Below are 14,206 nucleotides of genomic sequence, written 5' to 3'. Positions count from 1 at the left end.
CCCGCCAGCGCACGGCCGAGGACGCCGGGCGGATGCCCCGGGAGGCGCCCGAGTACCCCCGGGCGGCGGGGCCCGAGATCGCCCGCGCCCCGGGGGAGGCCCGCCGGCGGGCCGACGCCGGCCGCGCCGAGGCCCACGCCGCCGTCGAGCGCGCCCGCTCCGAGGTGCACACCCTCGCGGCCCGGCGCGACGCCATCACCACCCAGCTGAGCCGCCTCTCCGGCGTCATCGAGGCCCTCGACGTCCACGACGCCACGCTCGACGGCGAGGCCGACTCCCGGGCCGAGCCCTCCCCCGAGCCCCCCGCACCGCAGTCCGCCCCCGCACCCACCCAGGACGAGGAGTCCGCATGAACCAGCCCGAGTTCCCCACCGTCTTCCGGGGCTACGACCCCGTCCAGGTCGACGCGCACCTCGCGGCACTCCACCAGGCCGTCGACACCGCCCGCCAGGAGGCGGAGTCGGCCCGCCAGGAGGCGGCCGAGACCTCCGTCCAGCTGACCAAGGCCCGCCAGGAGCAGCAGGCCGCCGCGGCCGAGCTCGAGGACCACCGCGCCCGCCTGTCCGGTCTGGAGGAGGAGAGCCGGAAGGCCTCCAGCCCCACCTTCGCCGACCTCGGCGAGCGGATCGGGACGATGCTCGGGCTCGCCGACGAGGAGGCCGGGGCGATCCGGGCCGCCGCCACCGCCGAGGCCGACGAGACCCGTCGCGTCGCCGGCGAGGAGTCCCAGCTCGTGCGCGCCGAGGCGGACCGCTACGCCGAGGAGGTGCGCAACCGGGCCGACACCGACGCCGCCGAGGTCCTCTCCCGCGCCAAGGCGCAGGCCGACTCCATCGTCGACGACGCGGCCCGTGAGGCCGCCGCGCGCCGCGAGGAGGCCGAGGCGTACTACGAGCAGCAGCGGGCCAAGACCGCCCAGCAGGCCGCCGACTTCGAGAAGACCCTCGGCGAGCGCCGGGAGGCCTCGGCCGCGGAGTTCAACGCCCAGATGGCCAAGCAGGACGAGGCCCTCGCCGCCGTCCAGGAGCGCGCCGACCTGCTCGCCCGGGAGGCCGAGGAGGACCACGCGGCCAAGACCGGCGAGGCGGCCCGGGTGCTCGAGTCCGCCCGCACCGAGGCCGCCCAGATCGTCCGCACCGCCAAGGAGCAGGCCGACCGCGTGCGGCGCGACTCCGAGCGCGAGCTCGCCGCCGCCACGGCCCGCCGCGACAGCATCACCGCGCAGCTGTCCAACGTCCGCAACATGCTCGCCACGCTCGGTGGGCCGGCGGCCGCCGAGGCCATCGCCGGCCACGACGACGAGCCGGTGGCCGAGGACGCCGTCGACGAGCCCGTCGCCGAGGACACCGTCGAGCCCACCGAGGACGTGACCGTCGTCGAGGACGGCGCCGAGCCCACCGAGGACGCCGACGCCTCCGACGCCGACGAGGTCGACGAGGTCGACGCCGAGGAGGAGGTCGACGAGGAGGTCGAGCCCGAGGACGAGGTCGACGCGGACCTCACCGACGAGGCCGCCGCCGAGGAGCAGCCGACGGCGAAGGCCGGCACGCGCCGCTGACCGGGGCCCCACGCACCCCGACGAACGACGAGAACATGCCGTCGCCCAGGACCGGGTGACGGCATGTTCTCGTCTCTCGACCGGGGAGGCCGGACGGTCAGAGGAGGTCGGTGACGACGTCCCAGACGGCGCCGGCGACGACGTCCTTGCTCGCGGGGCCGACGTCGAGGACGGCGTCGGTCCCGCGCCGCAGCACGTGGACGGTGTTCTCGTCCTTGCCGAAGGTCACGTCGGCGCCGACCTCGTTGACGACGAGGACGTCGCAGCCCTTGCGGGCGAGCTTGGCCCGGCCGTGCTCGAGCACGGTTCCCGACGCGTCACCGGTCTCGGCGGCGAACCCGACGACCACCGGGGATGTCGTGCCGGCCCGCGCGGCGACGAGCCCGGCGAGGATGTCGGGGTTGCGCACGAGCGGGACGGCCGGCACCGACTCGTCCGGCGCGCCGTCGGCCCCGAGCGCGTGGGTCTTCTTGATCTTGTGCTCGGTGTAGGTCGCGGGCCGGAAGTCGGCCACGGCCGCCGCCATGACGACGACGTCGGCGTCACCGAGCTCGGCGCGCACCGCGGCCTCCATCTCGAGTGCCGTCTCGACCGCCACGACCCGCACGCCGGCCGGCGCCTCGAGGCCGGCAGCCGACACGAGGACGACGTCGGCTCCCCGCTCGGCCGCGGTCCGGGCCAGGGCGTACCCCTGCTTGCCCGACGACCGGTTGCCGAGGAAGCGCACCGGGTCGAGGGGCTCGCGGGTGCCGCCGGCGGTGACGACGACCCGCCGCCCGGCCAGCGCCCCGCGCGGCGCGGGGGCCGGCGTCGCCGCGCCCCCCCGGGCCAGCTCGCGGCGGCACACCTCGAACAGCTCCTCGGGCTCGGGCAGCCGGCCCGGGCCGCTGTCGCGGCCGGTGAGGCGCCCGGAGGCCGGCGGCACGACGTGCACGCCGCGCTCGCTGAGCGTCGCGATGTTGGCCTGCGTGGCGGGGTGCTCGTACATCTCGGTGTGCATGGCGGGAGCCATGACGACCGGGCAGCGGGCGGTGAGGAGGACGTTGGTGAGGAGGTCGTCGGCCTGGCCGGTGGCGGCGCGGGCCAGCAGGTCGGCGGTGGCGGGAGCGACGACGACGAGGTCGGCCTCCTGCCCGATGCGCACGTGCGGCACCTCGGTGATGTCGGACCACACGTCGGTGTGGACCGGCTTCCCGGACAGCGCCGCCCACGTCGCCTCACCGACGAAGTGCAGCGCCGACGCCGTCGGCACGACGGTGACGTCGTGGCCGGCCTCGGTGAGCAGCCGCAGGAGCGAGCAGGCCTTGTACGCCGCGATGCCCCCGGCCACCCCGAGGACGACCTTCACGTCGGTCAGCCCTCGGACGGCTCGTCGGTGGGCTCGGAGGTGAGCAGGCCCTCGTTGATCTCGCGCAGCGCGATGGACAGCGGCTTCTCGTGGACCTCGGAGTCGACGAGCGGGCCGACGTACTCGAGGAGGCCCTCCTGGAGCTGTGCGTAGTAGGCGTTGATCTGCCGGGCCCGCTTGGCCGAGTAGAGGACCAGGGCGTACTTGGAGTCGGCCTGCTCGAGGAGCTCGTCGATCGGCGGGTTGGTGATGCCGATGGGGTTCGCCGTGGTTCCGGACACGCGTCAGTCTCGTTTCGTTGCGGGGACGGGGGTTCGTGTCCATGATACGAGTTCCTCGGCCGCCCGCCGAACGTCGTCGTTGACGACGGTGACGTCGAACTCCTCCGCGGCGGCCAGCTCGACCCGGGCGGTGTCCAGCCGCACGGCCCGTTCCTCGGCGTCCTCGGTGCCGCGACCGACGAGCCGGCGGACCAGCTCGTCCCAGCTCGGCGGGGCGAGGAAGACGAAGAGCGCGTCCGGCATCGAGGCCCGGACCTGCCGGGCGCCCTGGAGGTCGATCTCGAGCAGAGCCGGTCGCCCCGTGGCGAGGACCTCCTCGACCGGGCGGCGCGGCGTGCCGTAGCGGGCCCGGCCGTGGACGACGGCCCACTCGAGGAGCTCGCCGCCGGCGACCATCTCGTCGAAGCGCTCGTCGGAGACGAAGTGGTAGTGGACGCCGTCGACCTCGCCCGGCCGCGGCCGGCGGGTCGTCACCGAGACCGAGAGCCAGACCTCGGGGTGGTGCTCGCGGACGTCCGCGGAGAGGGTCCCCTCCCCGCCCGCGGTGGGTCCGGGGAGGACGGTGGGGGGGGAGCGACCCGTCACTGCCGCCCGAAGCGGTCGAGGAGGGCGGAGACCTGGTTCTGGCCGAGGCCACGCACCCGCCGGCTCTCGCTGATGCCGACCTCCTCCATGATCTGGCGAGCGCGGACGCGACCGACGCCCGGCATCGACTCGAGGAGGGCGGACACGCGCATCTTTCCGATGACGTCGTCACGCTTGCCGTCCTCGATGACGCCACCGAGGGAGGCACCCCCGTGCTTGAGGCGGTTCTTCACCTCGGCTCGCTGGCGTCGTGAGGCGGCGGCCTTCTCGAGGGCCGCCGCGCGCTGTTCCTGGGTGAGCGGGGGAAGTGCCACGGATACGTCCTTGCTGTCGCTGCGGATGCTGGCTGCTCAACACCCGGCGGTACCCCGCCGACTGTACCGGTCCGGCCGGGCCGGTTGCGTCAGGCCCCGGCCGCCTCGACGAGCGTGGCGAGCTCGTCCGCAGCGCGCCGGGCGGCCCCGCGGAGCGCGGCGGGGTCCGGGCCCGCGCCGAGCACCTCGCGCGAGCTGTTGCCGAGCACCTGGGGCAGGGCGTCGCCGAAGGTCCGGCGCAGGCCCTCGGGGGTCCCGCCCTGGGCCCCGAGCCCCGGCGCGAGCAGCGGGGCGGCCGACCCGGCGAGGTCGAGGCCGAGGTCGTGGACCGCGCTGCCGACCGTGGCGCCGACGACCATCCCCACCGAGCCGAGCGCGCCCTCGGCGCGCGCGGCGGCGTTGTCGGCGCAGACGCCGGCGACCACCCCGGCCGCGACCGTCGCGCCGTCGCGCACGGCGTGCTGGACCGACGGCCCCTCCGGGTTGGAGGTGAGGGTGAGGACGAACACGCCGCGCCCGGTCGCGGCCGCGAGGTCGAGCGCCGGCCGCAGCGACCCGTAGCCGAGGTACGGGCTGACCGTCACGGCGTCGGCCCGCAGCGGCGAGTGCTCGGCGAGGTAGGCCTCGGCGTAGCCGGCCATCGTCGTGCCGATGTCGCCGCGCTTGGCGTCGAGGAGGGTGAGGGTCCCGGCCTCGCGCAGGCCCTCGAGGGTGCGCTCGAGGACGGCGACGCCCCGCGAGCCGAAGCGCTCGAAGAAGGCGGACTGCGGCTTGACGCAGGCGACCGCGCCACCGAACGCCTCCACGCACGTCATGGCGAACCGCTCGAGCCCGTCGACGGTGTCCGGGAGCCCCCACGCCGTCAGGAGCGCTGCGTGCGGGTCGATGCCGGGGCAGAACGGGCCGTGGGCGTCCATCGCGGCGCGCAGCCGGGTACCGAAGGGGGTCTGGGTCACGGACGAGCCATCCTCTCGTGGGCCGCGCCGACGACGTCGGCGAAGCGGGTGAAGCCGTGCCGCGCGACCTCGGCCTCGAGCTCGGTGAGCACGCGACGCGGCGCGGACGGGTCGTTGAACGTGGCGGTGCCGACCTGGACCGCCGAGGCGCCGACGGCGACGAGCTCGAGGGCGTCCTTCCCGGTGCGCACTCCCCCGACCCCGATGACCGGGGCGGTCGGGATGGTCCCGGCGCGCATCGCCCCGACGACCTGCCACACCGCGCGCACCGCGACCGGCCGGACCGCGGGCCCGGACAGCCCGCCGGTGACGCCGGCCAGCTGCGGCCGCAGCAGGTCGGTGTCGACGACGATGCCGAGCAGGGTGTTGATCATCGTCAGCCCGTCGGCCCCGGCCCGCAGCGCGGCGTCGGCGATGGCGACGATGTCGGTGACGTCCGGGGTGAGCTTGGCGAACACCGGCACCCCCTCGGGCACCCGGGTCCGCACGATCTGCACGACCCGCTCGGACGAGACCGGGTCGCACGCGAAGACGAGGCCGCGGTTGGCGACGTTCGGGCACGAGATGTTCGCCTCGACGCCGACGACGCAGGACCACGCCGGGGAGGCGACGAGCCGCTGGACGACCTCGCCGAACTCCTCGGCGGTGTTGCCCGCCACCGAGACGAGGACCCGGGCGCCCTGCGCGGCGAGCCACGGGAGGTCGTTCTCGCAGAACGCGTCGATGCCCGGGCCCTGGAGCCCGATCGAGTTGAGCATCCCGGACGGCGTCTCGGCCATCCGCGGGGTCGGGCGCCCGGAGCGCGGGTCGCGCATCACGGTCTTCGTCACGAACGCGCCGAGCTCGGAGACGGGAAAGAACCGGTGCAGCTCCTTGCCGTTCGCGGCGCACCCGGACGCCGTCATCACCGGGTTGGGCAGCGTCGCCCCGCCGAGCGTCGTCGTCATGTCCACCATCAGTGGCCTCCCGCCCGGGGCGCCCCGACGGCGTCGTCGGGGACGCGGGTGATGCCGCCACCGATGGCGTCCCAGCGCACGCGGTCGCCGCGGAAGACCGGGCCCTCGACGCACGAGCGGACCATCCGGGTCTCGCCGTCGTTGCCGCGCACCGGCATGACGCAGGTCATGCACACCCCGATGCCACAGGCCATCGACTCCTCGACGGCGACCTGGGCGACCGCGCCGTGGGCGTCGGCGACCTCGGTGACCGAGCGCAGCATCCCCATCGGGCCGCACGCGTAGACGACGCCGGCGCCGGAGCGGTCGACGACCTCCCCGAGGACGTCGGAGACCCAGCCGCGCCGCCCGGCCGAGCCGTCGTCGGTCGTCACGGTGACGCCGTCGGCGGTCCGCCGCGCCTCGACGACGCCGAACAGCCGAGCCTCGGAGGCGGCGCCGAGGACCATCTCGACGTGACAGCCGCGGGCCCGCAGCTCCTCGGCGAGCCAGAACAGCGGCGCCGAGCCGTAGCCGCCGCCGACGAGGACGCACGGCACCGGCTCGGCGGGCAGCGGGAAGGGCCGGCCGAGCGGACCGACGACGTCGACGGGGTCGTGGGCGGAGCGCTCGGTGAGCCACTGGGTGCCGGGCCCGTGGGCGGCGACGACGACGTCGACGGTGCCGCCGTAGGTGCCCGACGGCTTGACCTTGTGGATCGAGAAGCAGCGGCGCAGCAGGTTCGCCGAGGTCGGGCCGCCGACGGCGAGCGCGACGAACTGCCCGGGGTGGGCGAGCTCGGCGACACCGGGCGCGACGAGGGTCAGGTGGTGGTAGGCGCCGGCCCGCCGGTTGGCGATGACCTCGCCGGCGACCTGGACCCCCCCGCCGCTCACGCCGGTGCCTCGATGCCGTAGAGGTCGAGGGCCGCCGCGTGGTCCTGGAGCGACAGGACGTCGAGGTCGTCGCGCTGGACGGCCTCGATGGCGAGCACGGCGGCCGCCAGCTGCTGCACGGTCGTGACGATCGGCTTGTCCATCGCCGCCGTCGCGGCCCGGATGGCGTAGCCGTCGGCGCGGGTCGTGGCGCTCGGGCCGCTCGGGGAGTTGACGACCATGTCGACCTCCCCGGCGTTGATGAGGTCGACGACCGACTGGCCGCCCTCCCCGCGCTCGGCGTGCTTGAGGACGATGTCGGCGTCGATCCCGTTGCGGCGCAGCACCTCCGCCGTGCCCGAGGTGGAGAGGATGCGGAACCCGAGGTCGACGAGCCGCTTGACCGGGAAGATGATGGCCCGCTTGTCGCGGTTGGCGACGGAGACGAAGACCGTTCCGCTGGTGGGCAGCCCGCTGATCGCGCCGAGCTGGCTCTTGGCGAACGCCCGGCCGAAGTCGTGGTCGATGCCCATGACCTCGCCAGTGGAGCGCATCTCCGGGCCGAGCAGGCTGTCGACGACGAGGCCGTCGGCGGTCCGGAACCGCTTGAACGGCAGGACCGCCTCCTTGACCGACACCGGCGCCTTCGCCGGCATCCGGCCGCCGTCCGCGTGCCGCGGCAGCACGCCCTCCTCGCGCAGCTGGGCGATGCTGGCGCCGAGCATGATCCGCGCGGCGGCGTTGGCCAGGGGCACACCGGTGGCCTTGGCGACGAACGGCACGGTCCGCGAGGCGCGCGGGTTGGCCTCGAGGACGTAGAGGATGTCCTGGGCCAGCGCGAACTGGACGTTCATCAGGCCGCGGACCCCGATCCCCTCGGCGAGCCGGAGCGTCGACTCGCGGACCCGCTCGAGCTCGGTGGCGCCGAGGGTGACCGGCGGCAGCGCGCACGAGGAGTCACCGGAATGGATGCCGGCCTCCTCGATGTGCTCCATGATCCCGCCGAGGTACATCTCCTCGCCGTCGTAGAGGACGTCGACGTCGATCTCGATCGCGTCGTCGAGGAAGCGGTCGACGAGGACCGGGTGGTCCGGGCCGGCGAGCGTGGCCCGCTCGACGTAGCCCGAGAGGGTCTCGTCGTCGTAGACGATCTCCATCCCGCGCCCGCCGAGGACGTACGAGGGCCGCACGAGCACCGGGTAGCCGATCTCGCGGGCGATCTCGACCGCCTCCGCCGCGCTGTAGGCCGTGCCGTGCTTCGGCGCCGGCAGGTCGGCCTCGTGGAGGACCCGGCCGAAGGCGCCGCGGTCCTCGGCGAGGTCGATGGCCTCCGGCGAGGTGCCGACGATGGGCACGCCGTTCTCCTTGAGCGCCCTGGCCAGCCCGAGCGGGGTCTGCCCGCCGAGCTGGACGACGACCCCCGCCACCGGGCCGGCCTGCTGCTCCGCGTGGACCACCTCGAGGACGTCCTCGAGGGTCAGCGGCTCGAAGTAGAGGCGGCTGCTCGTGTCGTAGTCGGTCGAGACGGTCTCCGGGTTGCAGTTGACCATCACCGTGTCGTAGCCGGCGTCGCGCAGGGCGAAGCTCGCGTGGACGCAGGAGTAGTCGAACTCGACACCCTGCCCGATCCGGTTGGGGCCGCTGCCGAGGATGAGCACGGCCGGCCGCTCGCGCGGGGCCACCTCGCTCTCCTCGTCGTAGGCGCTGTAGTGGTACGGCGTGCGGGCGGCGAACTCGGCCGCGCAGGTGTCGACGGTCTTGTAGACCGGCCGCACCCCGAGGGCGTGCCGCACCCCGCGGACGACGGCCTCGGGCATCCGCCGCAGCGACGCGAGCTGTGCGTCGCTGAAGCCGTGCCGCTTGGCCAGCCGGAGCAGCTCGGGGGTCAGCTCGGTGGCCGTCGCGACGTGCTCGGCGACCTCGTTGACCAGCGCCATCTGGTCGAGGAACCACGGGTCGATGCCGGTGGCCTCGTGCACCTCCTCGACCGTGAGCCCGCCGCGCAGGGCCTGCTGCACCTGGACGATGCGGCCGTCGGTGGGCCGGCGCGCCGAGTCGAGCAGCGCCCGGGCGGCCTCCTCGGTGGGTCGCGGGCCGTCCCAGTGGAAGCTGCTGCCGGCCCTCTCCAGCGACCGCAGCGCCTTCTGCAGGGCCTCGGTGAAGGAGCGGCCGATGGCCATCGCCTCGCCGACCGACTTCATCGTCGTCGTCAGGGTGTCGTCGGCGGCCGGGAACTTCTCGAACGCGAACCGCGGCACCTTGACGACGATGTAGTCGAGCGTCGGCTCGAAGCTCGCCGGGGTCTCCTGCGTGATGTCGTTCGGCACCTCGTCGAGGGTGTAGCCGATGGCCATCTTCGCGGCGATCTTGGCGATCGGGAAGCCCGTGGCCTTCGAGGCCAGGGCGCTCGAGCGCGACACCCGCGGGTTCATCTCGATGACGATGATCCGCCCGTCCTGCGGGTTGACCGCGAACTGGATGTTGCAGCCGCCGGTGTCGACGCCGACCTCGCGGATCACCTTGATCGAGATGTCGCGCAGCCGCTGGTACTCGCGGTCGGTGAGGGTGAGCGCCGGCGCGACGGTGATGGAGTCGCCCGTGTGCACGCCCATCGGGTCGAGGTTCTCGATCGAGCACACGACGACGACGTTGTCGGCCGTGTCGCGCATCAGCTCGAGCTCGTACTCCTTCCAGCCGAGGATCGACTCCTCGAGGAGGACCTCGGTGACCGGGCTGTACTGGAGCCCGGCGCCGGCGATGCGGCGCAGCTCCTCGGGCGTGTGGGCGAAGCCCGAGCCGAGCCCGCCCATCGTGAACGAGGGCCGCACGACGACCGGGTAGCCCAGGTCGTCGGCGGCGGCGAGCACCTCGTCCATCGTGTGGCAGATGGCCGAGCGGGCCGACTCGGCTCCGCAGCGCGCGACGACGCCCTTGAACTTCTCACGGTCCTCGCCGAGCTGGATGGCCTCGACGTTGGCGCCGATCAGGGGGCAGTCGTACTTCTCCAGGACCCCGCGCTCGTGCAGCTCCATGGCGCAGTTGAGCGCGGTCTGCCCGCCGAGCGTCGCGAGGACGGCGTCGGGGCGCTCCTTGGCGATGATCTTCTCGACGATCTCCGGGGTGATCGGCTCGACGTAGGTGGCGTCGGCGAACTCCGGGTCGGTCATGATCGTCGCCGGGTTGGAGTTGACGAGGACGACCCGGATGCCCTCCTCGCGCAGCACCCGGCAGGCCTGGGTGCCGGAGTAGTCGAACTCGCAGGCCTGCCCGATGACGATCGGGCCGGAGCCGATGACGAGGACGCTCCTGATGTCGTCGCGCTTCGGCATCAGGCGCGCACCTCCTTGCTCGTGGTCATGAGATCGCAGAAGCGGTCGAAGAGGTAGGCGGCGTCGTGCGGACCGGCCGCGGCCTCGGGGTGGTACTGGACCGAGAAGGCGACGAGGCGCTCGTCCCGGCGGACCTCGAGCCCCTCGACGACGTCGTCGTTGAGGCAGACGTGGCTGACGGTGACGGCGCCGAACTCGGTGTCGGTCGCCCCCTCGAGCGGGGCGTCGACGGCGAAGCCGTGGTTGTGCGCGGTGACCTCGACCGTGCCGGTCGTGCGGTCCATGACCGGCTGGTTGATGCCGCGGTGGCCGTACTTGAGCTTGTAGGTGCCGAACCCGAGCGCGCGCCCGAGGATCTGGTTGCCGAAGCAGATGCCGAAGTACGGCAGACCGGCCCGGAGCACCCCCCGGAGCAGGTCGGCCTGGGTCTCGGCGGTCGCGGGGTCGCCGGGGCCGTTCGAGAAGAAGACGCCGTCGGGGGCGACCGCGCGCACGTCGTCGAGGGTGGCGGTGGCCGGCAGCACGTGCACCTCGATGCCGCGCTCGGCCATCATCCGCGGGGTGTTGCTCTTGATGCCGAGGTCGACCGCGGCGACGGTGAACCGCTTCTCCCCCACCGGCGGCACGACGTACGCCTCCTTCGTCGCGACCTCCGCGGCGAGGGACGCGCCGGTCATCGCCGGCGCGGCCTGGACCCGGTGCAGCAGCTCGGGGCGGCTCGCCGCCGCGACGTCGCCGGAGAAGATGCCGACCCGCATCGCGCCGCGCTCGCGCAGGTGGCGGGTCAGGGCCCGGGTGTCGACGTCGCAGATGCCGACGACGCCCTGCCGGTCGAGCTCGTCCTCCAGCGAGCGGCGGCTGCGCCAGCTCGACGGGCGGATGGCGGGATCGCGCACGACGTAGCCCGCCACCCAGATCCGGCCGGACTCGTCGTCCTCGTCGTTCCATCCGGTGTTCCCGACGTGCGGCGCGGTCATGACGACGACCTGGCGGTGGTAGCTCGGGTCGGTCAGCGTCTCCTGGTAGCCGGTCATCCCGGTCGAGAAGACGGCCTCGCCGACGGTCTCGCCGCGGTGGCCGTAGGCCCGGCCGGTGAAGGTGCGCCCGTCCTCGAGGACGAGGACGGCGGGCTCGCGGGTGGTCAGCACGGTGCAGGCTCTCCTTCCCGCGCGGTGACGTCACCGCGCAGGATCGTCGTGTGCACGGCGCCGGTGAGGCGGCGGCCGTGCCACGGGGTGTTGCGGGACAGGGAGTGCGAGGCCTCGCGGTCGACGGTGACCGTGGCCGTGGGGTCGACGAGGACGAGGTTGGCCGGCTCGCCGGGGGCGAGCGGTCGGCCGTGACCGGTGAGGCCGGCGATCCGGGCCGGGGCCACCGACATGACGCGGGCCAGGTCGGCCATCGACATCCGGCCGGACGCGACGAGGAGGTCGTGCACGACGCCGAACACGGTCTCCAGCCCGAGCATCCCGAAGGCGGCGTCGACGAAGGCGTGCTCCTTGTCGTGCCGGGCGTGCGGGGCGTGGTCGGTGGCGACGGCGTCGATCGTGCCGTCGGCCAGGCCCGCGCGCAGCGCCTCCTGGTCCTCGGACGGCCGCAGTGGGGGGTTGACCTTGTAGACCGGGTCGTAGCCGCCGAGCAGCTCGGTGCCGAGGGCGAGGTGGTGCGGTGCGACCTCCGCGGTCATCCGGATGCCCCGGGCCTTGGCCCACCGGACGACGTCGAGCCCCTCGGCCGTGCTCACGTGCGCGACGTGCACCCGGCTGCCGGTGTGCTCGGCGAGCATGGCGTCGCGGGCGATGACGCTCGCCTCCGCGACCGGTGGCCAGCCCGGCAGCCCGAGCCGCCCGGAGAGCTCGCCCTCGTGGCAGCAGGCGGAGGGGCCGGCGAGCGCGGGGTCCTGGCTGTGCTGGCTCACGACGCCGCCGAAGGCCCGCACGTACTCGAGCGCGCGTCGCATGACCCGGCCGTCGGCGACGCAGTGCCCGTCGTCGGAGAAGACGGTGACCCGGGCGCGGCTGCGGTGCATCAACCCGAGCTCGGCGAGCTCGGCGCCCTCGAGGCCCTTGGTCACGGCCCCGACCGGGACGACGTCGACGAGCCCGCAGGCCCGGCCGAGGTCGAGCACGTGCTCGGCGGCCTCCGCGGTGTCGGTGACCGGCGTCGTGTTGGCCATCGCGAGCACGGCGGTGAACCCGCCGACCGCGGCGGCCTGCGAGCCGGAGCGCACGGTCTCGGCGTCCTCCCGGCCCGGCTGGCGCAGGTGGGTGTGCAGGTCGACGAACCCCGGCAGGACGGTGAGGCCGTCGGCGTCGTGGCGGGTCAGTCCCTCGGTGTCCTCGACCCGGCCGACCTCGGTGACACTGCCCTCGCGGAGGGCGATGTCGCCGTGGCGCGCGGTGCCGTCGGTGTCGTACCAGGTGACCCCGGTGAGGAGCAGGTCGCTCATGAGGTGACCTCCTCACCGGCGAGGAGGTGGTAGAGCACGGCCATCCGCACCGCCACCCCCGCGCTCACCTGGTCGAGGACGAGGCTGCTCGCGGCGTCCGCGGCGTCGGCGCTGATCTCGAGGCCGCGGTTCATCGGGCCCGGGTGGCAGATCACCGCCTCGGGGTTGGCGTCGGTCAGCGCACGCAGCCGCTCGCGGGTCAGGCCGAAGCCCACGGTGTACTCCCTCGGGGTCGGGAAGAAGCCGCCACTCATCCGCTCACGCTGGACGCGGAGCATCATCACGGCGTCCGGGCCGTCGGCGAGCACGGCGTCGAGGTCGTCGGAGAGGTGGAGCCCGTCGCGCTCGGCCCACGACCGGATGCCGCTCGGCATGAGGGTCGGCGGGGCGACGAGCGTGACATCGGCGCCGAGCGTGCGCAGGGTGATCGCGTTGGACCGGAAGACCCGGCTGTGGGTGAGGTCACCGACGATGGCGACCCGCCGGCCCTCGAGGCTGCCGAGCCGCTGCTCCATCGTGTAGGCGTCGAGCAGGGCCTGGGTCGGGTGCTCGTGGGTGCCGTCCCCGGCGTTGACGACGCTCGCGTCGACCCACTGCGAGACCTGGTGGGCGGCGCCGCTGGCCATGTGGCGCATGACGAGGCAGTCGACGCTCATCGCGTCGATGGTCAGCACCGTGTCGCGCAGGGACTCCCCCTTGCTCGTGCTGCTGCCCTTGCCGGTGATGTTGATCGTGTCGGCGCTCATCCACTTGCCGGCGATCTCGAAGCTGGACCGGGTGCGGGTGGAGTCCTCGAAGAAGAGGTTGATGACGGTGCGGCCGCGCAGGGTCGGGAGCTTCTTGACGTCGCGCCGCTGGATCTCGTGCATCTCGGCCGCGGTCGCGAGGAGCATCCGCACGTCGTCGCGGCTCAGGTCGGCGCTGCTGAGCAGGTGCCTCACCGGGTGCCTCCTTCCGGGGCCGAGGGACGCCCGGCGCGGGTCTCGCCCAGGGCGATGGACACCGAGTCGGCGGGGACCTCGTCGACCCCGGAGAGCCGGACCATGACCCGCTCGGCGTGCGAGGTCGGGAGGTTCTTGCCGACGTGGTCGGCCCGGATCGGCAGCTCGCGGTGGCCGCGGTCGACGAGGACGGCGAGCCGCACGGCACGCGGCCGGCCGAGGTCGGCGAGCGCGTCGAGGGCGGCCCGGATGGTGCGCCCGGAGTAGAGGACGTCGTCGACGAGGACGACCACGCGGTCGTCGACGCCCTCGCTCGGGATGTGCGTCGGGAGGGGGGCCCGGGTCGGCTGGTGGCGCAGGTCGTCGCGGAACATGGTGATGTCGAGTGCCCCTGTGGGGACCTCGACCCCCTCGACCTCGTGCAGGAGGCGGGCGAGGCGCCGGGCGAGCTCGACGCCCCGGGTGGGGATGCCCAGGAGCACGAGGTCGTGGGCGCCCTTGTTCCGCTCCACGAGCTCGTGGGCGATGCGGCGGAGGGCCCGAGCGACGTCGGCCTCGCTCATCACGGTGCGCGGGGCACCGGAGGCGGGGACGTCGGCTGCAGCGGGTGGCTGGTCGTCGGCGCGCGGCATCGG

General features: G+C 74.1%; 13 protein-coding genes and 1 pseudogene. 2 read left to right on the top strand and 12 right to left on the bottom strand.

What is annotated here, in order from left to right; translation table 11 throughout:
• Positions 1-353: pseudogene (locus PKA89_RS13665) on the top strand (hypothetical protein); the annotation flags it as partial.
• Complete coding sequence (locus PKA89_RS13660) at positions 350-1,558, top strand: DivIVA domain-containing protein (RefSeq protein WP_324420342.1); 1,209 nt, start codon at positions 350-352, stop codon at positions 1,556-1,558. The pseudogene PKA89_RS13665 and the gene PKA89_RS13660, both read left to right, overlap by 4 nt.
• Before the next feature lie 97 nt (positions 1,559-1,655).
• On the opposite strand, the gene coaBC is transcribed toward PKA89_RS13660, so the two are convergent.
• From coaBC to pyrR, 12 genes are all read right to left on the bottom strand, one after another.
• Positions 1,656-2,906 carry a bifunctional phosphopantothenoylcysteine decarboxylase/phosphopantothenate--cysteine ligase CoaBC gene (coaBC, locus tag PKA89_RS13655; RefSeq protein WP_324420340.1) on the bottom strand — a complete coding sequence of 417 codons (1,251 nt, stop codon included), beginning with the start codon at positions 2,904-2,906 and terminating at the stop codon, positions 1,656-1,658.
• Positions 2,907-2,911: 5 nt separating this feature from the next.
• Positions 2,912-3,187 carry a DNA-directed RNA polymerase subunit omega gene (rpoZ, locus tag PKA89_RS13650; RefSeq protein ID WP_324420338.1) on the bottom strand — a complete coding sequence of 92 codons (276 nt, stop codon included), beginning with the start codon at positions 3,185-3,187 and terminating at the stop codon, positions 2,912-2,914.
• A 3-nt stretch (positions 3,188-3,190) separates the two neighbouring features.
• The gene (gene gmk / locus PKA89_RS13645; protein WP_324420336.1) at positions 3,191-3,772 is read right to left on the bottom strand and encodes a guanylate kinase; all 582 of its coding nucleotides are present in this window, start codon (positions 3,770-3,772) and stop codon (positions 3,191-3,193) included.
• Positions 3,769-4,086 carry an integration host factor, actinobacterial type gene (mihF, locus tag PKA89_RS13640; protein ID WP_324420334.1) on the bottom strand — a complete coding sequence of 106 codons (318 nt, stop codon included), beginning with the start codon at positions 4,084-4,086 and terminating at the stop codon, positions 3,769-3,771. The genes gmk and mihF overlap by 4 nt, the downstream gene beginning before the upstream one ends.
• Before the next feature lie 89 nt (positions 4,087-4,175).
• Complete coding sequence (gene pyrF / locus PKA89_RS13635; protein ID WP_324420350.1) at positions 4,176-5,003, bottom strand: orotidine-5'-phosphate decarboxylase; 828 nt, start codon at positions 5,001-5,003, stop codon at positions 4,176-4,178.
• Between the two features lie 35 nt (positions 5,004-5,038).
• Complete coding sequence (locus PKA89_RS13630) at positions 5,039-5,989, bottom strand: dihydroorotate dehydrogenase (protein ID WP_324420332.1); 951 nt, start codon at positions 5,987-5,989, stop codon at positions 5,039-5,041.
• 8 nt (positions 5,990-5,997) lie between these two features.
• The gene (locus PKA89_RS13625) at positions 5,998-6,873 is read right to left on the bottom strand and encodes a dihydroorotate dehydrogenase electron transfer subunit (protein ID WP_324420330.1); all 876 of its coding nucleotides are present in this window, start codon (positions 6,871-6,873) and stop codon (positions 5,998-6,000) included.
• Positions 6,870-10,181 carry a carbamoyl-phosphate synthase large subunit gene (gene carB / locus PKA89_RS13620; protein WP_324420328.1) on the bottom strand — a complete coding sequence of 1,104 codons (3,312 nt, stop codon included), beginning with the start codon at positions 10,179-10,181 and terminating at the stop codon, positions 6,870-6,872. Before carB ends, PKA89_RS13625 begins: the two co-directional genes overlap by 4 nt.
• The gene (gene carA / locus PKA89_RS13615) at positions 10,181-11,329 is read right to left on the bottom strand and encodes a glutamine-hydrolyzing carbamoyl-phosphate synthase small subunit (RefSeq protein ID WP_324420326.1); all 1,149 of its coding nucleotides are present in this window, start codon (positions 11,327-11,329) and stop codon (positions 10,181-10,183) included. The genes carB and carA overlap by 1 nt, the downstream gene beginning before the upstream one ends.
• Complete coding sequence (locus PKA89_RS13610; RefSeq protein WP_324420324.1) at positions 11,323-12,630, bottom strand: dihydroorotase; 1,308 nt, start codon at positions 12,628-12,630, stop codon at positions 11,323-11,325. Before PKA89_RS13610 ends, carA begins: the two co-directional genes overlap by 7 nt.
• Positions 12,627-13,571 (bottom strand): aspartate carbamoyltransferase catalytic subunit, encoded by a 945-nt coding sequence (locus PKA89_RS13605; RefSeq protein ID WP_324420322.1) that lies wholly within the window; start codon positions 13,569-13,571, stop codon positions 12,627-12,629. Before PKA89_RS13605 ends, PKA89_RS13610 begins: the two co-directional genes overlap by 4 nt.
• Positions 13,568-14,203, bottom strand: coding sequence for a bifunctional pyr operon transcriptional regulator/uracil phosphoribosyltransferase PyrR (gene pyrR / locus PKA89_RS13600; RefSeq protein ID WP_324420320.1), 636 nt, complete (start codon positions 14,201-14,203; stop codon positions 13,568-13,570). The genes PKA89_RS13605 and pyrR overlap by 4 nt, the downstream gene beginning before the upstream one ends.
• Positions 14,204-14,206: the final 3 nt, after the last annotated feature.

The organism is Phycicoccus sp. (assembly GCF_035325325.1).
Lineage (GTDB): Bacteria > Actinomycetota > Actinomycetes > Actinomycetales > Dermatophilaceae > Phycicoccus.
This window is presented reverse-complemented; position numbering and strand designations above follow the sequence as displayed.